This is a genomic window from Candidatus Margulisiibacteriota bacterium (assembly GCA_003242895.1).
Lineage (GTDB): Bacteria > Margulisbacteria > Riflemargulisbacteria > GWF2-39-127 > GWF2-39-127 > GWF2-39-127.
Window position 1 is genome coordinate 1 of sequence record QKMY01000021.1, and the last position, 21,546, is coordinate 21,546.

General features: G+C 37.4%; 18 protein-coding genes. 14 read left to right on the top strand and 4 right to left on the bottom strand.

The genetic code is table 11. The annotated features are described in order from the left end of the window. The first annotated feature begins 234 nt into the window (after positions 1-234). The gene (locus DKM50_02430) at positions 235-633 is read left to right on the top strand and encodes a hypothetical protein (GenBank protein ID PZM83152.1); all 399 of its coding nucleotides are present in this window, start codon (positions 235-237) and stop codon (positions 631-633) included. A gap of 32 nt (positions 634-665) precedes the next feature. Here the strand turns inward: DKM50_02430 and DKM50_02435 are convergent, their stop codons facing one another. From DKM50_02435 to amrS, 3 genes are read right to left on the bottom strand one after another with little or no spacing between them, the layout of a single operon-like run. Continuing rightward, complete coding sequence (locus tag DKM50_02435) at positions 666-1,277, bottom strand: radical SAM protein (protein PZM83153.1); 612 nt, start codon at positions 1,275-1,277, stop codon at positions 666-668. Positions 1,278-1,279: 2 nt separating this feature from the next. Then, a complete protein-coding gene (locus tag DKM50_02440) occupies positions 1,280-2,002 on the bottom strand; it encodes a (d)CMP kinase (GenBank protein ID PZM83154.1) in 723 nt (240 codons plus the stop codon). After that, positions 1,963-2,973 (bottom strand): AmmeMemoRadiSam system radical SAM enzyme, encoded by a 1,011-nt coding sequence (gene amrS, locus DKM50_02445; GenBank protein ID PZM83155.1) that lies wholly within the window; start codon positions 2,971-2,973, stop codon positions 1,963-1,965. The genes DKM50_02440 and amrS overlap by 40 nt, the downstream gene beginning before the upstream one ends. Before the next feature lie 224 nt (positions 2,974-3,197). Here amrS and DKM50_02450 point away from each other — a divergent pair, with 224 nt between their 5' ends. The 12 genes from DKM50_02450 (at position 3,198) to DKM50_02505 (ending at position 16,058) form a co-directional block, all read left to right on the top strand. Continuing rightward, a complete protein-coding gene (locus tag DKM50_02450) occupies positions 3,198-4,061 on the top strand; it encodes a shikimate dehydrogenase (protein PZM83156.1) in 864 nt (287 codons plus the stop codon). Positions 4,062-4,615: 554 nt separating this feature from the next. Further along, a complete protein-coding gene (locus DKM50_02455) occupies positions 4,616-5,125 on the top strand; it encodes a DJ-1 family protein (GenBank protein ID PZM83157.1) in 510 nt (169 codons plus the stop codon). 39 nt (positions 5,126-5,164) lie between these two features. Beyond that, positions 5,165-6,556 carry a hypothetical protein gene (locus tag DKM50_02460; GenBank protein PZM83158.1) on the top strand — a complete coding sequence of 464 codons (1,392 nt, stop codon included), beginning with the start codon at positions 5,165-5,167 and terminating at the stop codon, positions 6,554-6,556. Positions 6,557-6,857: 301 nt separating this feature from the next. After that, positions 6,858-7,292 carry a response regulator gene (locus DKM50_02465; protein ID PZM83254.1) on the top strand — a complete coding sequence of 145 codons (435 nt, stop codon included), beginning with the start codon at positions 6,858-6,860 and terminating at the stop codon, positions 7,290-7,292. A gap of 193 nt (positions 7,293-7,485) precedes the next feature. After that, positions 7,486-8,871, top strand: a complete 1,386-nt coding sequence (locus tag DKM50_02470) for a hypothetical protein (protein ID PZM83159.1) — start codon at positions 7,486-7,488, stop codon at positions 8,869-8,871. A gap of 14 nt (positions 8,872-8,885) precedes the next feature. After that, positions 8,886-9,512: a hypothetical protein gene (locus tag DKM50_02475; GenBank protein ID PZM83160.1), complete on the top strand. Its 627-nt coding sequence runs from the start codon at positions 8,886-8,888 to the stop codon at positions 9,510-9,512. A 2-nt stretch (positions 9,513-9,514) separates the two neighbouring features. Then, on the top strand, positions 9,515-10,870 hold the full coding sequence (locus tag DKM50_02480; GenBank protein ID PZM83161.1) for a B12-binding domain-containing radical SAM protein: 1,356 nt from the start codon (positions 9,515-9,517) through the stop codon (positions 10,868-10,870). A 33-nt stretch (positions 10,871-10,903) separates the two neighbouring features. Beyond that, entirely contained in the window at positions 10,904-12,967 is a 2,064-nt protein-coding gene (locus tag DKM50_02485; protein PZM83162.1) for a hypothetical protein, read from the top strand. Between the two features lie 134 nt (positions 12,968-13,101). Then, positions 13,102-14,190 carry an aminopeptidase gene (locus tag DKM50_02490; GenBank protein PZM83163.1) on the top strand — a complete coding sequence of 363 codons (1,089 nt, stop codon included), beginning with the start codon at positions 13,102-13,104 and terminating at the stop codon, positions 14,188-14,190. Between the two features lie 9 nt (positions 14,191-14,199). Next, the gene (gene trxB, locus DKM50_02495; GenBank protein ID PZM83164.1) at positions 14,200-15,099 is read left to right on the top strand and encodes a thioredoxin-disulfide reductase; all 900 of its coding nucleotides are present in this window, start codon (positions 14,200-14,202) and stop codon (positions 15,097-15,099) included. A 23-nt stretch (positions 15,100-15,122) separates the two neighbouring features. Then, positions 15,123-15,443: a hypothetical protein gene (locus tag DKM50_02500; GenBank protein PZM83165.1), complete on the top strand. Its 321-nt coding sequence runs from the start codon at positions 15,123-15,125 to the stop codon at positions 15,441-15,443. Positions 15,444-15,671: 228 nt separating this feature from the next. Next, entirely contained in the window at positions 15,672-16,058 is a 387-nt protein-coding gene (locus DKM50_02505) for a hypothetical protein (protein PZM83166.1), read from the top strand. 5 nt (positions 16,059-16,063) lie between these two features. Here the strand turns inward: DKM50_02505 and DKM50_02510 are convergent, their stop codons facing one another. After that, positions 16,064-19,234: a hypothetical protein gene (locus DKM50_02510; GenBank protein PZM83167.1), complete on the bottom strand. Its 3,171-nt coding sequence runs from the start codon at positions 19,232-19,234 to the stop codon at positions 16,064-16,066. A 602-nt stretch (positions 19,235-19,836) separates the two neighbouring features. On the opposite strand from DKM50_02510, the gene DKM50_02515 reads away from it, so the two are divergent. Then, positions 19,837-21,543 (top strand): type II secretion system protein GspE, encoded by a 1,707-nt coding sequence (locus DKM50_02515; GenBank protein ID PZM83168.1) that lies wholly within the window; start codon positions 19,837-19,839, stop codon positions 21,541-21,543. The last annotated feature ends 3 nt before the right edge of the window (positions 21,544-21,546 follow it).

Consider the following 21,546-nt stretch of genomic DNA (forward strand, 5'->3'; position numbering starts at 1 on the left):
TGGAGATGTTTTTTTATGATTACTTGATGCTAGCCTGTTTATTTTTTTAACTCACTAACTATTTCTGTTAACCTTTGCTCTTTATAATTAGAACTACTGAGGTTCGGAACATTGTAGTTGTCAATTTAATCAAAAAAGTTTATTCTTTATATATTCTCTAGCCAAATATAGTAATATAATCTTAATTTAAAACAAGGCGATGTATTGAACAATTATCTATTTTGAAGGAGATTCATGTCAATCAGGAAAACGATACTTATTGCTGAGGATAATGCAGCGATTTCACACATATATCAAAGACTGTGCGAGACATACTTTGACGTCAATGTGCTGACTGCGGAGAATGGGGTCAAGGCACTTAAGCTTGTTAATAATAGTAATATCGATTTTATTCTTTGCGACGTTATGATGCCGGAAATGGATGGACTGGAGCTGATAACGAGAATAAGAGAATCAGATAAAAACAGGGAAGTTCCTATTGTTATGTGTACGACCCTGGCAGATCAACGAACTATTCTGCAGGGAATCAAATCCGGAGCGAATGATATCTTGGTCAAACCTGTCCCACAGAGGCTCCTGTTAGAAAAAATCATTCGTTATCTTAATATAGAGCCGATTAAGAAAATATCATAACCTGATTACAACCAGAGGACAGGCTTGTAAGATTATTTAAATCCGGCATAATCCTCTTCGTAATATCGTCTTATTTTTAATGTAACTCCTATATCGTCCGCAATCTTCTGACACGCTGGAATATCGACTTTCGGGAATTCAACCACTGTTAGTTGTGTGCGGGGAAGCAGTTTTTTGCAAAGTCTCGCAAACTTAAGCACTTCTTCAAAGGTCTTAATCCCGAATTTCGGGCAGCATAACTCGCTATAGAGCTCTGCGTTATGAGCATTAAGGCTGATAGAAACCGTATCAACTAATCCTACTAGTTCAGGGACTATGTTTTTCTTATGAATTAAATTCGATGTTCCATTTGTATCTACTCGAATCATGCAGCCTTTATTTTTGAGATATTTTGCAACGGATTTAACCATAGCTAATCGTGTTAACGGCTCGCCGTAACCGCAAAAAACTATCTCGTCGAAGGTTTCCGGTTGCTTTATTGAAGTAAGTATTTCCACCTCGCTTGGCTCATGGTCAAGCCATAGTTCAAACTCATCGTTAAAGGCATGGGGCTTCTGCCGGATACAGAATGTGCAGTCATTAGAGCAGCTATTGGTAATGTTCAGGTATAGATTGTTTTTAATAATATAAGCAATAGTATTCATAATTAATCCTTTATTTGTTGCACAACATTTATGTTAAGTTTTTTTAAAATAATTCCATGAAGATGTTCTGATACTTCCTCAATTGACATGTTCGAGGTGTCGATTTCAATAGCATCTTCCGCCTTTGTTAATGGGCTGACTGTTCTGTTTGTATCTGCTGTATCCCGGTAATTAATTGATTGCTCAACCTGCGAAATTGTAATGTCCGGGTTTTGTGGCTTTAATTCCTGAAATCTCCGCACTGCTCTGATATGTACCGAAGCTGATAAGAAAAATTTGCAAGCCGCATCAGGAAAAACGACCGTCCCGATGTCTCTGCCTTCCATAACAACATTCTGGTTGATTGCTATCTTTCTCTGCATAGCGATCAAAATATGTCTGATCTCAGGGATTGCAGCTATGTTAGATACTATTGTATTGACCTCCGGTAACCTGATTTGCTTGGACACATTCTGACCGTTTACCGTAACTTCATTTTTCTCAAATGATAGTGTCAGTGTTCCAGCCAGATCTATTATAGCGTTTTTGTTCTCGATTGCGAGGGCGACTTCAATGACTTTATAAGCGATTGCTCGATACATAGCTCCGGTATCAAGATAAAGAAAATTAAGTTTTTCAGCGAGAATTTTAGCAATCGTACTTTTTCCTGAACCGGCAGGTCCATCAATCGCAATGACTACGTGGCTCATATAATTATACCTACCTCTGTATGGCAGAATTTGCATTTATTATTCTCGATATTTATCTGATTTGCTGTAAATCCGGTTCTTTCAATAAGAATATTGTTGCAGGAAGGGCAGTAGGTGTTTTCTCCTTTATCACCAGGAATATTCCCTGTGTAGACATATCTGAGTCCAAGGCTGAGCCCTATGTCTCTCGCATGACTTAATGTGCTTGGCGATGTAGCAGGCAAATGAGCGAGTTTATATTGCGGGTAAAACCGGCTGATGTGCCATGCACAATCAGGTCCAAGATTATCCATTATCCACTTGCCTGTTTCTGTTAACTCTTTATCACTGTCGTTAATAGTTGGGATGACATTAGTTGTTACTTCAACGTGCATATTCCACATGTCTTTTGCGCGTTTTGTGGCTTTAAGAACAGGTTCAATCCCTTGTACTCCGGCTATTGATCGATAAAAGCTGTCAGAACCCTTAATATCGACACTATAGGCATCAAGATAGGGTCCAATGGCGTCAAGCCCTTGCTCAGTAATATAGCCATTCGTTACAAATACAGTGTAAAGACCGTTTTCTTTTGCTATTTTTGCGCCGTCTATAGCGTATTCTATATTGATAGAGGGCTCATTATATGTCCATGCAATCCCTTTGCAATTATAGTGTGATGCCTGGTCTATTAACAATTCCGGCTCTATATAAGTAGTTTTTCTGATTGCTCCGGCTTCCTTGATTTGGGATATCTCCCAGTTTTGACAATGCTTACAGCAGAGATTACAACCGAGCGAACCGACCGACATGACTTTTGTTCCGGGATGAAAGTTAAAGAGCGGCTTTTTTTCGATCGGATCAGCCGCAATGGAGACAACTTGGCCGTACCCAGTGGCAAAAAGTGTTCCTCCGTTATTTTGTCGGATACCGCATACTCCGGATTTCCCTTCCGCTATTTTGCATTGCCAAGGACACAAAAAACAATGGATCCTGTCATCTGATTTCTGATATAATATGGCAGTATGCATAAAATTATCCTTTCTACCAAGGGAGTTAATCAGGGCTGTATATGCTGACCATTTTTATTCATGCTGGATTAACTCATCGGTATTCTTTTTGCAACGAAGTTATATACTTAGCTAAAACAATTGTTTATTATGATAGTATATAATATTCCTTACATTTGTTTGATCAGAATTATTATAACGTATTACGATAGTTTTTTAAACGGACTAATTACCATAAGGAGGAGATTCTTTTGCTATCTATTAATGGAAAAACCAAACTTACAGGACTGATTGGATACCCCATTGAACATACGAAGTCACCCCACATGCATAATAAGGCATACGAATTCTTAGGCTTGAATTATTCCTATGTTCCGCTAGGAGTTACTTCCGAAAATTTGAGGAGTGCCATCGATGGGATCAAAGCGTTAGGCTTTTCAGGTGTTAATGTTACTATTCCTTACAAAGAGACAGTTATCCCGTTTCTCGATGAATTATCAAAAGAAGCCTCCTTAATCGGTGCTGTAAACACAATAAAAAATGAAAACGGAAAGCTGATCGGGTATAACACTGACGGTCAAGGATTCGTTTCTGATGTCGAAGAGCATTTTTCTTTCGACTTTAAAGGGAAGGTTGTTTTTCTTTTAGGGGCTGGCGGAGCTGCACGTTCAATTGCTGTAAGTATGCTCATGAAAGGTATCCAGTCACTTATGATAGTTGATGCAGAGGACGCAAAAGCTTCAGCATTAGTCCGGCATTTGAAGAAACATTTTATGGCCAAAATATCATATAGCCTCGTTGAGAGTAAAGAAATGTATAATTTTCTTAAGACAATTGATCTGTTTGTGAACGCTACCCCGATAGGAATGCATCCGCATACGGATGTTGTTCCATTGAAGAAGGTTGAGGATATCGGTAAAAACGTAAAAATATATGATATTATCTATAATCCCGCAAAAACAAAACTAGTAGAAATTATGGAGAAACGAGGTAACCAGTGTGCGAATGGCCTGGGGATGTTGGCGGGGCAGGGTGCCGTTGCCTTCAAGGTTTTTACTGGGAAATCCATTCAAACCGGTAAGATGATTGAGTTTTTGAGTAATGAATGAAATAGCTCCTTTTGCTAATTATTATCGTTTCGATGCTATTAGTTGCTTTTAATTTTCACAGGTACATTCCTGCACTCATAAAAACATTGGCTGTAGGGACTCTGCTCTTTTGATCGAGGCGGGTGTCCCTCTTATTTTTTAGACAAAAATATCCCAGGAATATCAACGTATCCTTGCTTTTCTTATTTATAATCAGTGTTAAATGAAATTGACAATTATGTCATTGTTGTTAATTGCAACTGAACCAAATTTGCGTGTCTCCAACCGAAGTCTCAATTGTTTTGAAATCAATATTGTAGAGATCCATATATTCTTCAATAAGTTTCATAAACACTAAATCATTCATGGCAATCCTCACCTAAACCAACCTAGACTTTGATGTAATAATTATCGATATAATTTTGTCGGACGATAGAGTGCGTTTGCTGCTTAATGGCAATTGATGTATAATAAAAAGAAAAAATATTTTAAAAATCTTAAAAATTTCGCTTCGGTTATTTCCGGCTTATTTTGTTTTGTCTATTAACTCAGGTTAAGATGGTATTAGGTGATTTATGAAGCTAGGAATGGTGATTGCACATAATGGTTTTCGGGATGAAGAATACTTTATTCCATTGGATTTTTTGAGTTCAAAAAATATCGAAATCATTACTATTTCATCTGCAGAGTCTCCCGCTATCGGTAAATCGGGTGGCAAAGCAGACGTCGATCTGTTGCTTGCAGATGTTAAGGTTGAAGAGCTCGATGCATTACTTTTTATCGGAGGGCCTGGAGCCCGGGAATATGTAAACGATTCGTGCGCACATACATTGGCCGGAGAAATAGTTGCTCAAAAGAAAATACTCGGAGCAATTTGCATGGCCCCTCTCATTCTCGCACATGCCGGAGTGCTTGCCGGGATAAATGCCACTGTCTTTATTAATTATGCTCAAAACCTTATTGATAAAGGTGCGAACTATACAGGCAGGGCTGTCGAGACGGACGGTTTGATTATTACCGCAAATAACGTAGAGGCTTCGCTTGATTTTGCAAAAACGGTATTTGAAAAATTAGGAGCAAGCTGATTTTTAATAAGAGATAACTATAGTAGAAGGATTGAGTATATGATTGATAAAAAATTCCCATCACAAAATGTACTGGTTGTTGATGATGAAGAGTCCGTTAGGTTCACGCTTAAATTAACACTGAAAAAAATCTGTAAGGTCTTCGAGGCAGCGAATCAATCTGACTGTCTTTCTATTATAATTCACGATAAAATCGACATAGTTCTTCTTGATGTAGGTCTCCCGGATATTAATGGGATCGAGTTACTTACCGAAATAAAAAAATATGATTCGACTATAGAAGTTATTATGGTAACGGCGCTCGACGACTATGAGACTGCGATCAAGGCAATTAAGTTCGGCGCCTATGATTATATTACAAAGCCGTTTAATACTGATGAGTTTCAGAACTTGGTAATTCGTGTGCTTGAAAGAAAAATGCTGGTTGATGAGAATAAGTTTTTAAAACATGAGCTGGCAAAAAATAGCGTACATAAGAATATAATTGCTAAAGATAAAGTAATGATAGAATTATTGAAAAAAGCTGATAAGGTTGCAAAAAGTAATTCTCCCGTGCTTATTTATGGTGAGAGTGGTAGCGGGAAAGAAGTATTTGCAAGGTTTATGCATGAGCAAAGCGACAGAGCTCAAATGCCGTTCATTCCGATAAATTGTGGAGGAATCCCTGAGAACCTATTAGAATCGGAATTGTTTGGCTATGAAAAGGGTGCCTTTACGGGAGCAGTCACAACGAAACCAGGAAAGTTAGAAATTGCTGCAGGTGGAACTGTTTTTCTTGATGAGATCGGGAATATGCCCATTACTATGCAAGTTAAACTTTTGAGGGCCCTTCAAGAACTGCAGGTTGAGAGGATCGGCAGTAATCGATTGATACCAATTGATGTCAGGATTATTTCGGCAACAAATATTGTCCTTGATGAGGCAATTAAAAATAATTTATTTCGTGAGGACCTCTATTTTAGACTTAATGTTGTTTCTTTCAAGCTTCCGGCATTGAGGGAGCGTCGAGCTGATATTAAGGTCCTTTTGGATTATTATATTGATTATTATTCCGTCAAATTTAAAAAACAGAAAATAGTAATAAGCAGCACAGTCAAAGGCTATCTGGAAAAATATGAATGGCCGGGTAATGTGAGAGAACTCAAGAATTTGATTGAGAGTTTTTATGCACTCTATGGGGGTGGTGATGAGATCTCTTTTTCCTACTTGCCGGTAGAGATGCTTGTTAAGAATATCGATGAAAATAATAAAGTAAATTTGAAAAACATTAATAATCTTTCTTTGAAAGAAGCCGTATCGGAATTTGAGAAAGATTATATTAAAAAAGTATTGAATTTGTGTGAAGGTAATCAGGGTAAAACTGCAGATTTTTTAAAAATCCATAGAAATACGTTGCTTCTGAAAGTTAATCAATATAATATCCTGAAATAACCCCCTCATCTTCGTTCCGTTGGTCCGACCGGCCATTCACCACTCCATTCTATTTTAATACGAGTATTTTGCACATTATTTTGTGTATATGCACAAAATAATGTGCAAAGCAGGCATGCCTGGCCCACGTTTTTTCTGTTCAGATCCTTGGGAAATACCTCAAAGTCTCTTGCGAATTAGTGTTTGTGCAGTTGTTGTCATTATAATATTTTTTTGGCACAAAAATTGGTCATATATAGGCGGTAGTGTTTTTTTATAAAAAATATTTGTTTCTGGAGTAGTTATGGATCGTCGTAAAGAAATGCAAGAATTAAGAAAAGGGAATATTGTTTTTATGTTAGTGGAAGATGACTATGATCAGGAGGTTATTGTTTCCAGAGTAGTTAAGAATAGTAAAATTGCTAAGGATTTCGTGTTTACCAGAAATGGGAAAGAAGCTCTTGATTATATTTTTGGAGAAGGAAGCTATTCAGACAGAGATATTTCTATAATGCCCGAAATCATACTTTTAGACCTTAAACTTCCCAAAATCGGTGGATTTGAAGTGTTGAAGCGGCTTAAGTCGGATATCCAGACTAAAGATATTCCTGTTGTTGTTTATTCATCATCGTGTGAAGAAGCAGATAAAGCCCGCAGCTATCAGCTAGGGGCTTATGATTACATAGACAAACCATTGGACACTAGAAAGTTTGAGAAAATTATAAAAGGATTAGGATTTTCTTTTTCGACTGGCTAATTATCGATATTACTGTACACAACGACAATTTTAAGCCTTGTGAGGTAAATCAATTATTTAAATATATAACAGCATCTTAGCCGTGCTGTTAATTCGGGTATGGGAGGAGGTTTTAAAATGGCTGGTTATGGTGCATAAATAGACCTCCGCTGGCACTTCGGTGCCAGCGCTACTCTAGCCTTTCGGAAACATTATGAATATATTACTTATTAATGCCGGATTATCCGTAAAAACTATGTACAAGTCTTTCGCGCCACCTCTTGGAGTTCTTTATATTGCCTCAATGCTTTTAGATCGTGGACATAATGTTGAGGTTGTTGATTGCGATCAAGAGGGCAACTATCTTGAGTCGATATATAAGATACTATCAATGCTTAATCCGGAGTTTATTGGTATTTCTTGTATGACAGCGACGTTTATGAGTGCCATAGGAACTGCTCGCTTTATTAAAAGTATAGATTCGAAATATAAGATAGTCCTTGGAGGTATACATCCTCATTATTTCCCTCAAAAGATCCTGTCTGACTATAAAGAAGTCGATTGCGTAGCGATTGGCGAAGGAGAGCACACTATTGTTGAGTTGGTTGAGCAGCAGCTGCCGTTATCAATGATTAGAGGTCTGGCGTTCCGTAGTAATGGTCAGATTGTCGTTAACGAAAAGCGGACTTTAATTGATAATCTGGACTCCATACCTTTTCCGGCTCGTGAGTTGGTCGATAAATACGAATACAATTTTGCAGCAAGTCTCTCATTGAAAGATCCCCGAAGGTATTTTTTTGCAAGAAAACGTGAATTTACATCTATCATTACCAGCCGGGGCTGTCCTTTTAGTTGTACTTTTTGTGCGAATTCAGCTTTCAATGAAGGGCGAATTAGATATCGCAGTGCAGAGAATGTCCTTGCTGAAATATCTGAGTTAGTTGATAAAGGATATACCAAGTTTTTCTTTATGGATGATCACTTTACCTCAAAACCGGACAGGGCTATTCAAATATGCAAAGGTTTGCAGTCTTTACGTGCTCAGCACAATATTCGCTGGCTGTGCTTAGGGCGGGCAGATAACCCTCAGGATGAGCTGTACAGAGCGATGAAGGATGCGGGCTGTATGCAGATACTTATCGGATTGGAAAGCGGGTCACAGTCTATCCTTAATTATTTTAATAAAAAAATAAACCTTGAGAAAGTCCGCAGAACCGTGAACTGCGCTAAGAAGTATAATATTGATATACTCGCTTCTATTATTCTTGGTGCACCATGCGAAACGGATGAGACTATTAAAGAGACCTCTCGATTCCTTAACAGTCTCGATATCGATTTTCTTGAAGTCAATAAACTTGCGATAGCTCCGGGAACTGAGATTTGGCGGGACCTGGAGGATAAGCACTTGATAGATACTGCTGTAGATTGGAACAGGGTACTTTTTATTCATGATATATATTCTGATCTATCGGCAAAAAGAATTCGCAAATGGGCCCTTTATATCAAACGGCGTTTTTATTTCAGGCCCGCATATATGTATCGGCAGATATCCAGAGTTATAAAAAGGTCTCTATGTTATTTATATAGGGAATCTAAATGAATTGAGGTGTTTTCATGCTAAAAGGTAAATTCGTTAATCTGAGGAATATGCTGATAGAAGATATTCCCATGATTACCAAATGGTTTATGGAGAATGAGCTTTCTGTGTTCTATATCAGTACTAGTTTAGCTTCTACGGAGGAGGTAAAAGCTTACTTCGAAGGGATACTCAAGAACCCCGCCAAAAGAAGGGATTTTATTATTACCGGAAAGAAAGATAATATTCCTTTAGGTATGATCTCTATTGAGAATATAAATTGGGTGCATCGTAATGCTTCCCTTAGTTTTTTTCTCGGGGTACAAGGAGAGAGAAAGAGAGAATATGCCCGGGAATCGTATATTCTTTGCCTGGATTATGCCTTTAGCGTGATTAACCTTCACAGAGTTGAGATGAAAATTTTGGCTTCAAATAAACCACTTTTGAAATTATTCCAGGATTGGAGTGATTTTTATCTTAAAGATGGCTTGGAATCGATTCATGAACATGAAGCAACTCTTAAAGAAGCGGCTTTTTTTATGGGAGAATATACCGATTTTGAGATATACGCTGTTTTTAAAGAAAGATATAAAAAACTATGGGAAAAAACGCATACGATAATAAAAGAGCTATATAGTACTCAACAAAATAAGAAGGTCACATAATCGTGAAAATACTTTTAGTTAATCCTACGAAACTGGATGAGCAGGGCAAACCTGTAAAATTCAAAAAAGATATCACCCCGAGCCTGGCTCTGGCAGTCTTGAGCGGTTTGACCCCTGCTAGCCACAAAGTTACTGTAATTAATGATGTAATTGAAGAGATCGATTATTCTATTCCCTATGATCTTGTCGGGATTACCGCAATGACATCAAGGGTCGAAAGGGCGTACCAAATCGCTGACAGATTCAGGAGCATCGGGGTCAGGGTTGTTCTCGGTGGCATTCATGCTACAGCGCTTCCAGATGAGGCAAAAGTTCATGCCGATGCTGTTATTATCGGAGAAGCAGAGAATATCTGGGAGCAGGTACTTGATGATTTTGAGCATAACCGGAATAAAGAATACTATCAAGACTCGGCTCTACCGGATATGAAAAGATTGATTATTCCTCGCTTTGATACTTTTAATATGAATATCTATAACAGACCTATCGGCTACAAACTGCCGATCATGCCTATCTATTCTACCCGTGGCTGTCCTTTTGCCTGTGATTTCTGTTCCGTTTCGAAGTATTTCGGCAGAACGTATAGGGTCAAGCCGATAGCGAATATTCTTAAAGAAATAGACGCAATAGGGGCAGAGCATTTTATGTTTGTTGATGATAATATAGCAGGGAATGCCGAATACAGCAGGGAATTATTCCGGGCCCTTATACCAAAGAAAATTAAGTGGAATTCTCAAGTAAGTACAACTATAATGAATCACCCTGATCTGATCGATTTGGCTGCAGAATCAGGATGTAGACTTTTATTTTTTGGACTAGAATCGTTAAATAACGATATTTTGCAGTCTCTTAATAAGGGTTTTAATAAATTAGCTCAGTATGCAGAATTGTTTGAAAGATTAAAAAGGGCTAAAATCGTACCTCTTATTTCTATGATTTTTGGTTTTGATACGGATACTATAGAGCAATTCAATTACACTCTTTCATTTCTTTTAAAGAATAAGATTGATACATCTTTTTTCTTTATATTAACACCTTTACCAGGAACAACTTTGTATTCTAAGTTAGAAGAAGAGGGCAGAATTATTAGTCGCGATTGGTCGGCTTATGATGGACAACATATTGTATTTCAGCCGAAGAATTTTACTATAGAAGAACTATATCATAATTATTGGAGAGTCTTTCGCCAATTTTATTCAGTAAGAAATATAACTGCGAGGAGCTTCAATAGGATCAGACAATCGAACACCCCGCTCAAAACATTCTATTATTCAACAATAAATGAGCTGTTTTACCGGAACAAGGTATATCGTTATGAGCATCCTATATCCGGGGGATTTGGTAAGATCAAGACTTGACTTGTATGTTTATTTTTGAAAAGATAATAAAATATGATATCCGCTTTAGTTTTGTTTATTTCTTTTTTGCTTAACCTATTTTTAGGTCTATTTGTTTTGTTGAAAGGGCCTAAACAGATAATAAGAAATGTTTTTTTGGGCCTTGTTTTTTCCCTGGCAGCTGTAGCTTTTGGGCTTTGGGGATGCTTTACAGTAAATACGGCATTAATAAAAATAGCTCTTTTTGGAGTTATGGGTATTGCTTCCTTTGTTTTACATTTCAGCTTAGTTTTCCCGGATAGAGCAGTCCTGACTTTGAACAGAAAACATTTGTTGCTTTATATTCCGGCTATTACCTTGCCTTTTCTTGCAAATTATCAGAATATAGAAATTTCTAATTATGGTATCACCCGGGAAGCTAATTCCTGGTATTATCCGCTGGTCTTTATTGCCTATAGCTTTGGAGCTTTAGCAATAGGTATTTTTATTAAAAAGTTTATTAAGAGCAAAGGCATAGAACATAATCAATTGAAGCTTGTGCTGACTGGATTTATTGTCGCTTTTTTTGGTACCGGCACTACGAATATTCTATTGCCAGCACTTTTTCATAATGCACAATTAACCGGTATTGGTCCATTATTTCTTTCAGCTATGCCGTTATTTACAGCTATTGCAATTTTAAAGTACCAGTTTATGGATATCTCCCTGGTAATCAAAAAAGGCTTTGTATTCTCTTTATTGGTGGCAGTTATCTCCTTTATTTACATTTTTGGTATTTCATTATTTATGAAAGAGTATTCATTTCAGCATATATCAAGAATAATTATTATTTCGGCAATTATTGCTCTCGGATTGCCCTGGCTTAAAGGCGTGCTCGAAAATATAACCGATAAGATCTTTTTTCGTAAGAAGATAGATCATCATAAAGAGACAGCTCAAATATTGCAAAACGTAGCCGGCTATTTTGAAGAAAACGAGTTAATCAATTATCTGGTTGTCGCGATGGTTGAGAGATTAAAGCTGGAATCGTGTAGTATTTTCCTGGATGATTCAACTAGAATATTTTTTGCACAACAAAATGGAACTATAGAGCGAGAGTATGCTACAGACTTAACCTTTTATAACTTTTTTTTTGATAATCCTGATTCTCAATATCTTGTTTCGTATAATATTATGGATGTTATCAATGATCCGATTGTGGCTGCAAATGTTAGCTCCGAGTTTGAGCATTTTGGTTTGGATATAGCATACCCACTACGCAAAGACTCCGGGGTATATGCTATTATCGGGATCGGCAAAAAATTATCAGAGGATTTCTTTTCTTATAATGAAATCGAGAACTTTTTGCAGATGACTAACCAGCTTTTAGTGATATTTGAAAGGATCGGGCTCTATAAAGAAAAGATTGAAATCCAGAAAAAGCTTATTGTTTCACAGAAAAATGCTGCAATCGGTGAATTAACCAAAAAACTTGTCCATGAAATTAAAAACCCGCTTGTTTCTTTGTCAGCTTTTTTTCAGTTAGACAGCGATGATTTTGAGGTTGATGAAATTCAGAGATTTAAACATTTATCGCTTGATTCTATTAATCGTATACTGAAAATTATTGAAGATCTTGTCAGTTTTAATAAGTTAACTGCAAAAGAGTATAGTTCTGTCGATGTAAATATGATGATAGATGAAGAATTGCAATTTATGATGGCACAATTTAGGCATACTAATATTACCTATAGCATTGATGCTGCTGATTTGCCTCTAATTAAGCTCGATATAAATGTTATAAGACAGGCCATGTTAAATGTTTTTCAAAATGCAGTTGAAGCAATGCCCAAGGGAGGTCACATCGCTGTCAAAACGTCAAAGTTTCATAGTTATATAGAGATATCTATAAGTGATACCGGTATGGGTATTCCTTCTGATATATTGCCAACAATTTTTGAGCCTTTAGTGACAACTAAAATAAAAGGTACAGGGCTAGGATTGTCTATCACCTCGAATATTATTCAAGAACATAATGGCTCGATAAGTGTAAAAAGCGAATATGGAAACGGCACGACGTTTACCATCACCTTACCGCTGAGCAATGACGAGCGTGGTATGGAAAATATTGATTCGTAGTATATATTTTGTATAATATTTACGATGATGAAAATTCCCTATTAGAAATAATTAAGTTGTTCAATTTCTCGTGGGTGCATTATAATTAATAGTCTGGTAATTACTTTTATTGAATTAGAAAGCGAGCGGTACACATGGTTGATAGCAGGATTAAGAAATTTGCAAAAATACTTGTGCACTATTCAATCGGAGCCAAGGAGAAGGAAGAGGTTTTAGTTTCTGGAAGTTATGAAGCAAGTTCCTTGGTCCGGTTGGTATATGAAGAGTTAATTACTGTCGGTGCTTATCCCAGGGTAAAGGTCTCGATCCCTGGTATTGATTATGCTTATTACGCCAAAGCTCAGGAACATCAATTGGATTTTGTTTCCGACATGGATTATTTGGAAGCTAACAAAATGGCCGCAATGATTTCGATTGAGTCAGATTATAATACAAAAGAACTCACAAGCATTGATTCCTCCAGGATAACCAGGAGAGTGAAAGCAAGACAGAACCTTAAAGAAATAATTTTAAAGCGTGTAAGATGGAATGTAACCTTATTTCCGACCCAGGCGCTTGCGCAGGATGCTGAGATGTCACTTCAGGAATATGAGGACTTTGTTTTTGGGGCAGTATTCGCTGATAGGGAAGACCCAGTCCGATGCTGGGATGAGCTGTCAGCTAATCAGGAAAGGTTATGCCAGATATTTTCAACTGCTGAAGAATTGAGGATTCTTGGAAAAGATACTGATTTGACTATGAAAGTGAGTGGCAGGAAGTTTATCAATAGTAACGGGCACTATAACATGCCGAGCGGTGAGATATTTTCTGCACCTATTGAAGATTCAGTTCAGGGGCACATTCGTTTCGAATACCCGGTGTGCCTGTACGGAAAAGAAGTTGAAGGCGTTCAGCTTACATTCGAAAATGGCAAAGTGACAAAACTTTCTGCAAGTAAAAATCAAGATTTTCTAGAATCAATGCTTACGACGGATGCCGGGGCAAAATATCTTGGAGAGATTGGTATTGGTAACAACTTCGGAATTACAAAGTTCACAAAAAATATTCTTTTTGATGAAAAAATAGGCGGCTCGGTCCATATCGCCTTAGGTCAGTCCTATGAAGAATGCGGCGGGAAAAACGAATCTGCAATTCACTGGGATATGATTAAGGATCTTCGCACTGGTGGCGAGATGTATCTGGATGGTGTATTGGTCCAGAAGGACGGCAAATTTTTATTATAGGAGCAAGGAATGTATGATGTAGTTGTAATTGGCGGGGGACCGGCTGGAATAACTTCGGCGCTATATTTGCTGCGTGCGCGCTGTAAAGTTCTGCTTATAGAAAAACAGCATATGGGTGGACAGATAGTGTACAGTGAAATCATCGAGAATTATCCGGGAGTAGGCGAGGTATCTGGCAAGGAACTCATGGATGGTTTTAAAAAACAACTGGCGAACTATAATCCTGAGATCATTAATGCAAATGTTAAAGAAATACATAAAGAACAAGGCCATTTTGCAATTATGCTCGATGACTATAAGATCGAGTCCAAAGCAGTCATTATAGCAACGGGAGCTCAACCCAAGAACCTTAATGTCCCTGGCGAAATCCGGTATGTTGGAAGAGGGGTCTCTTATTGTGCGACCTGTGATGGTCCACTATTTACCGGAAAAGATATTGTCGTTGCGGGAGGCGGAGATACTGCGGTTAAAGAAGCATTGTTCTTATCGAAATATGCCAGAAAAATATACCTCATTCATAGACGGGATAAGCTCCGTGCTGAGAGAATATATCAGGAACGGCTATTAAAAATGAATAATATCAACGTTCTCTGGAATTGTGTCCTCGAAGAAATAGTCGGTAACAACTTCGTAACAAACGTGAAGATTAAAGATCTTAAAACGGGTTTGTATACCTGTGTTGATGTTTCGGGTGTTTTTATTTTTATAGGGATTAAGCCAAATACTGATTTTATTTTCTGTGATAAAGACGAGAATAATTTTATTAAGACAGACAGCCGGCTTGCAACCTCTATCCCGGGAATATTTGCAGCAGGTGATTGCCGTGCAACGCACCTCAGGCAGGTGGCAACAGCAGTGGGCGATGGCGCTCTGGCATCTTCAATGTCCATAGACTATATCGAGGCTTGATCGGGTACTTGTAGTGGCATAGCATGTTACACTCGTACGTCCACCAGAAAGGGGTGCAGATACTTTCGGTTGGTGAGCCGCCTCTTTCCACCCGAAGGGAGCAGCGACCTAATTCTCAAAGGGCAATGTGGCGGGTGTGTTTTCTCCAATTCTGGAGAAAACAATCGTGCTTTTGGTTTGCAGCACTTATAAAGGAATGGTATAGTAATAACCATCGTGAAAGATATAACGAAGAAGGACTAAATCAGTTGGGGACATACGTTGTGAGGTTTTCAAATGAACAGGTAATCACAGATATCGATTCTGTTATCAATTCTATCAAGCGTTTGATCTTAACCTCCTGAAAAAGTCTTTCTGTTTGTTTTCTCCAGCATTGGAGAAAACTCGCGGAGAGTAGTCCTCCATAGAATAATGCTCCTGTTTTCCGCGGAAAGAGGCGGGAATACCCACCGAAAGTATCTGCACCCCTGTTATTTATTTATTTAAAACCTGCTATAATTATTGAGGTATTGTTTTAATATTTTTACTTATTAATATAAAGATTTTATTAGAAACTTGGACAGGGATTATATATGGCAGAGAAAATATCACCAAAAACCGTATTGCTAATTGAAGATCATACAAATATTAAAGAGATCTACGGCAAATATATTTCAAGTAAATTAGGTCTTGATGTGACAACTGAGGAAGATGGCCAGAAGGCTTACGATATTGCTGTTAAGTTGAAGCCGGACCTTATCATAACTGATCTTAATCTTCCTAGTATTACCGGATATGATCTTATTCATATGTTCAGAAATCATCCTGATATGATGTGTACTCCGATCATTGTTATCTCTGCCTTGAGTCATCGGGCCCAAGTGCAAGAATGTATCAAACTGGGTGCGAATGATTTTATGGTGAAACCTGCCAGCTTTAAGCTTATGGAAGAGAAAATCAGAAAACTCCTCAATCTATAGCCCTATTAGAAGCTTAACAAATAATCGAGATCAGTTCTATTAAGGGATTTTGCAAATCCCATTTCGGAAGTTATAACATTATTGATCAAGTTTCTCTTTTTATCTTGCAACTGCAGTATCTTTTCTTCGATAGTATTTTTTGTAATCATTTTATAACTAAATATTTTTTTTGTCTGTCCGATACGATGCGTTCTGTCTGTTGCTTGGGCTTCGGCAGCAGGATTCCACCAGGGATCATAGTGAATAACGTAGTCTGCGCTTGTTAAATTGAGTCCTACACCTCCTGCCTTGAGACTGATTAGGAATATCGGGATGTCGGGGTTGTTGTTAAAACTTTCTACCGGTTTTCTTCTGTCTTTTATTGATCCGGTAAGGTATTCATAAGGTATATTCTGTTTTATGAGCCACAATTTTATGATATCCAGCATTTCTACGAATTGGCTGAAAATAAGAATTTTGTGTTTTTCTGAAATAATCTCAGTTACTATTTCTTTGAAGTAGTCGAATTTTGAGGATATTTGCTGTTTTGTTGCTATATTGTCTTTAATCAGCTTTGGATGACAGCATATTTGTCGTAGCCTCATGAGCGCAGATAAGATTGAGATATGATTTTTTTCTATACCGTCTTTTTCAATCAAGGTATAAATATTATTTCGTATCGCATCTAAATATTGATTATATATGGCTTGTTGCTCTTCATAGAGTTCACAATAAAGGAAATTTTCAACTTTCGGAGGTAATTCTAGCGCTACCTTTTCTTTTAATCTGCGGAGTACAAAAGGGTTTGTCCGCTTTTTGAGACTATTCGCGACGAGCTGAGATCCGCTGTTGAGTATAGGAGTTTCATAAGTCTTTTTGAAGATTTCATATGAAAATAGATATTTTGGCATTAGGAAATCAAAGATTGACCATAATTCTGATAAGTTGTTTTCCAGCGGGGTACCTGTTAATGCCAGTCTGTGCCGTGCATTTATTTTTTTTATTGTCTTGGCTGTTTGCGACCGAAAGTTTTTGATGTACTGCGCTTCATCAAGAATGCAATAGTTGAACTTCTCATCAGAAATTTCATCGAAATCTTTTCTTAGAATTGTGTAGCTTGTCAGAATTAAATGGTAATTGTTTAATTGATGTATGCTTTTTTTTCGCAAATTACCTGTATAAATACAAACCTTTAGCTTCGGAGCAAATTTTGCTAATTCTTTTTCCCAGTTGAAAATGGTGGAAGTCGGCGCAATAATAATCGACTTTAGCGTAGTATTGTTTTCGATGTATTCGTGCTGAAGTAATGCCAGTGTCTGGATCGTTTTTCCTAGTCCCATATCATCTGCAAGAATACCTGAGAGGTTGTTATCTTTAAGAAAGTTGAGCCAATGATAGCCGGATTTTTGATAATCCCTAAGTATCTCGTTTATCTCGTTTGGAATAGGTACCGGTGGAATATCCTGGAAGTTATTCAATTTGTTTACGAAATCAAAAAATTCACGGTTCGCATTGATGTTTTCTCTGAATTCGTGATAGATATAATATCCTTGGTACATAGGAAGCAAGAATTTTGTTTCCAGTATTTTCTCGGCATTAAGCTTTTTAAGTGTGCTGAGAAGATGATTTATCGCGTCAAGTGGGATTTCTGCATAAGTATTGTTTTTTAGCAGGAAGTATTTTTTCTTTTCATTAATATTTTTTTTCAAATTCTTGTAATTTATCTTAGCATTCCCGGCTTTAAAAGAAAAATCAAGCTCAAAATTAGCTCTGTCCGTACAGCAATTGCACTCTATGATCATCTGTATTTTATTTTTGCTTACGGTATGTTGTGACAGATTTTCATTAATTATTGTCCAGGTTTTTTCAATATCCGGGACAACTTTGTTGACGAAGTCAAGCGCCTTGTCTTTATAGGAGAAATATAGGTTTTTACCCCCATATTCGAATCCTGATTTGATAAGCATCTGCCCACATTCCTGTTCTTTATTGATATCTCTCATTACATATATGAGTCTGGAGTTCTCTGTAATATAGAAATATTTCTCTGCGAGGTTTGGGTTGCTTTCCAGCTGGTAATTACCATAATTAAAAAATAATTTAGCTTTGAGGGAATCTTCTTCACTCGCTAACTTAAGGAGGGGTGATGGATGTTCTGAAACCAATGAGATGTTTTCAAGCTCAGCTTCTTTGATGACTTGAATTCCCTTATTCTCAAATCCAGGAAGTATCTCATGAAGAATTTTAGGGATTTCATTAGAATAAAACTCCGGATTTTTGTTGAGAAGTAACTGAAATGCAATATCCTCTATGAAATCACTGATTATCGGATAAAAAATATTATTATGCATAACAAAAGATTTAATCCCTTTGATATGAAGTCCTTCATCCAGATTAAACCTGATGTGCTGATTATGCCAGAATGGTACGATCTTAAGATAATGAGAGTCTTTTAACGACACTTGAAGGCCAAGGCTAAGCGGCGACTGCGCAAACCCTATTTGCTTTCCATTATCTTTGTTATAAAATTTCAGGTTCGAAAACATTAATGGAATTGTATAGAGGTATTTCTCCAATGGAAAATAACGAGAGGGAATAAAGAATTTTATAGTTTCAAGTTGAGTGAAGTATTCAATGAAAGTCCTCTGGCATTGCAGCATATTTTTTTCGTTATCCTTTTCTGATAAATACCAATCCGGCGTATGAATTATTTCTTTTGTTTCTTTATCGTAGAAGTAGATAGAGAAACGTTTCCCTTTTTCATCGATATGGATTATCAGTGCTGCTTTTTCTTTATGTTTTTCATAGGTCTGGATGGTATTAATGATACTATTAAGGAAAAGGTTTTCCTGAGGAATAATTTCCTCAAGATCGTTTTCTTCTTCGTTTTTTTCGCTGATAATGTTGATGTGATTGACCTTGTTAAGGTAGGCCAGCCCTAATGCGACCGCATGTCTACATATCGGCTCCCAGTTATGGGGGCATGTGCAATTTGCTGTGATTTTACCATTTTCAGTGTGTAGCCGGGTATGGTATATTGCCGATTCACTTTCCTGTATTTCGCCTGTGATAGTCGGTCCTTGTAATGAGATGGATATTACCAGTGCATTTTTGAATGCAATTTTACCTTGGCTGAATGTTCTACGCGAAGTGTTATCCTTGAGGTCATACTCAATGAACAAAGGCTTATTATTCATAATTAATCCCAAACTGCATGCTAGTCGTCATTATAATACTTTTCCTCATATTAACCCTTAAGCATAGCTAGAATAAATGAATGCAAAAGTAAGATAGTATACCATAAAAAGATACAATAATTAAAGTATGAATTTGAACTATAAATCAAGATATCTATGGTTATCGCTTATCAATTATTAAGTTAAATCGGCAAGATAATATCAGGATGATTAAGTATTGTCAAAAATTAAAATAACATGATCGCTTGATGTGTATGTCCATATAAATATTTGAGTTTTTGTCCTTGTTTCGAAGGCAGTAATTAAGTTGCTTCTATTGATTCCGGATTCTAATTAGATGAGATTTTCCTGATTAATCGGCTGGGTATAATTTGTTTTTTCGCACAGTCCTTACATTTAAGTAATAAAATTAGTATAATAATAGTAAAAGATATATATAATGAGTGTATGTGTACTCCTGTTTGTATGGATGTTCTAGGATGAAACTATGCTGTAGTTTTGGGTTGTCATGAAAAGTGCGCAGGAAATGCTTTCAATAAAAAGAATGTCTTATGCGGCAAAATATGGCGTCGCTTGTAATCTGAGTTAATTAGGATAGATACATGAAAGATAAAAATTATACTATTTATAAGTCTTTTGTTGAGAAAAAATTTTTTCTGGAAGAGGCTTTGGAGAGCGCGAGTAATCTTGCGGTTAAAGAAAGGAAAAGCTTGTCTCAGGTATTGCTTGAGAAAAAACTGGTTTCAGAAGAGGACCTCAACGAGTTTGTTTCGCAACAGATAGATATACCTAAGTTTGAACTTACTAAATCTCAGGTTGATGTGAAGTTAGCTTCTTTAATCCCTGAGATCCTTGCTCGAAAACATAGCGTCGTTCCACTGTTCGTCGTTGATAATATTGTAACTATTGCAGTATACGATCCATTGAATGTCCAGGCAATCGAAGAGATCGAAATCTATACCGGGCTCACTCTTAATGTCATTCTTGTATCGAAAGATACGATAAACATGTTGATAGAGTACTGCTATTCTAAGAATATTGATAAAGAATATACCGAAATCGACCAGATGTTTGAAATGAGTTTGAGTATAGTTAAGAAAAAAAGTAACGATGAAGATATCGAAGATCTGGTAGCTGAAGCGCCTATAGCTAAGCTGGTTGATATGATACTCAAGCAGGCGATCATGGACAATTCCTCTGATATCCATATAGAACCGGAAGAAACAGAATTGCGTATCCGGTATCGGGTTGATGGTATTCTCCGGGAAGCAATGCGACCGCCGAAACCGTTAGAAACCGCGATAATATCCCGGATTAAAATTATGAGCGGACTGGACATAACTGAAAGGCGCAAGCCCCAGGATGGCAGATTAACCATTGCCGTTAATGACAGAACTGTTGATTTCCGGGTTTCAACCGTCAGGACTGCCTGGGGAGAGAAGGTAGTTCTTCGTATCCTAGACAAAAAGAGTATTCTGGTAAGTCTGGAAAAGATAGGGTTCTCCCAGCACGTTTACGATGTATTCATGAAGGCAATTGCTAAACCGAGTGGCATCCTGCTGGTTACCGGACCAACCGGAAGTGGCAAAACAACAACATTATATGCTGCCCTTAATAAGCTAAATACACCTGATAAGAATATTGTAACCGTGGAAGATCCGGTAGAATATAACCTGGCGTCAATTAATCAGATCCCTGTAAATGCGAAGATTGGAGTTACTTTTGCGACAGGATTACGTTGTATTTTAAGGCAGGATCCCGATATTATTATGATCGGAGAGATACGCGATCTTGAAACTGCGACGATTGCAATTCAGGCATCCCAAACCGGGCACTTTGTTTTTTCTACTTTGCATACTAATAATGCCCCGGGAGCGATGACTCGTCTTGTTGATATGGGCATGAAGCCATTCCTTATCGCTTCATCGGTCCTGGGAGTTCTCGCCCAGCGTCTTGTGAGGGTTATTTGTCCAAGCTGCAAGAAGCTAGTAACGTTAACATCTGCTGATCAGGTCAAGTACAAAGACATCCTTGCCGAATTAACTGCTCTCTATGGAGAGGTTAAGATCTATGAGGGCAAGGGGTGTAAGTACTGTGGGGGAAGAGGATATAAGGGAAGGTTAGGTATTTTTGAGTACTTGGAAATCGATGAGGAGCTACAGTCTCTTATTGTTAACAACGCAACCGTAGACGAATTAAGAAAACTGGCCCGAAAAAAAGGGATGAGGACTATGAAGGAAGATGGTCTGGAGAAAATACATAAAGGGATTACTACAATGGAAGAAGTGCTTCGTGTAATGAGTGAGTAACAA

Excerpts from the sequence above, each read along its gene's own strand:
- DKM50_02430 (PZM83152.1), top strand. The coding sequence starts at position 235 with ATGTCAATCAGGAAAACGATACTTATTGCTGAGGATAATGCAGCGATT.
- DKM50_02435 (PZM83153.1), bottom strand. The coding sequence starts at position 1,277 with ATGAATACTATTGCTTATATTATTAAAAACAATCTATACCTGAACATT.
- DKM50_02440 (PZM83154.1), bottom strand. The coding sequence starts at position 2,002 with ATGCAAATTCTGCCATACAGAGGTAGGTATAATTATATGAGCCACGTA.
- amrS (PZM83155.1), bottom strand. The coding sequence starts at position 2,973 with ATGCATACTGCCATATTATATCAGAAATCAGATGACAGGATCCATTGT.
- DKM50_02455 (PZM83157.1), top strand. The coding sequence starts at position 4,616 with ATGAAGCTAGGAATGGTGATTGCACATAATGGTTTTCGGGATGAAGAA.
- DKM50_02460 (PZM83158.1), top strand. The coding sequence starts at position 5,165 with ATGATTGATAAAAAATTCCCATCACAAAATGTACTGGTTGTTGATGAT.
- DKM50_02465 (PZM83254.1), top strand. The coding sequence starts at position 6,858 with ATGCAAGAATTAAGAAAAGGGAATATTGTTTTTATGTTAGTGGAAGAT.
- DKM50_02470 (PZM83159.1), top strand. The coding sequence starts at position 7,486 with ATGAATATATTACTTATTAATGCCGGATTATCCGTAAAAACTATGTAC.
- DKM50_02475 (PZM83160.1), top strand. The coding sequence starts at position 8,886 with ATGCTAAAAGGTAAATTCGTTAATCTGAGGAATATGCTGATAGAAGAT.
- DKM50_02485 (PZM83162.1), top strand. The coding sequence starts at position 10,904 with ATGATATCCGCTTTAGTTTTGTTTATTTCTTTTTTGCTTAACCTATTT.
- DKM50_02490 (PZM83163.1), top strand. The coding sequence starts at position 13,102 with ATGGTTGATAGCAGGATTAAGAAATTTGCAAAAATACTTGTGCACTAT.
- trxB (PZM83164.1), top strand. The coding sequence starts at position 14,200 with ATGTATGATGTAGTTGTAATTGGCGGGGGACCGGCTGGAATAACTTCG.
- DKM50_02500 (PZM83165.1), top strand. The coding sequence starts at position 15,123 with ATGTTACACTCGTACGTCCACCAGAAAGGGGTGCAGATACTTTCGGTT.
- DKM50_02505 (PZM83166.1), top strand. The coding sequence starts at position 15,672 with ATGGCAGAGAAAATATCACCAAAAACCGTATTGCTAATTGAAGATCAT.
- DKM50_02510 (PZM83167.1), bottom strand. The coding sequence starts at position 19,234 with ATGAATAATAAGCCTTTGTTCATTGAGTATGACCTCAAGGATAACACT.
- DKM50_02515 (PZM83168.1), top strand. The coding sequence starts at position 19,837 with ATGAAAGATAAAAATTATACTATTTATAAGTCTTTTGTTGAGAAAAAA.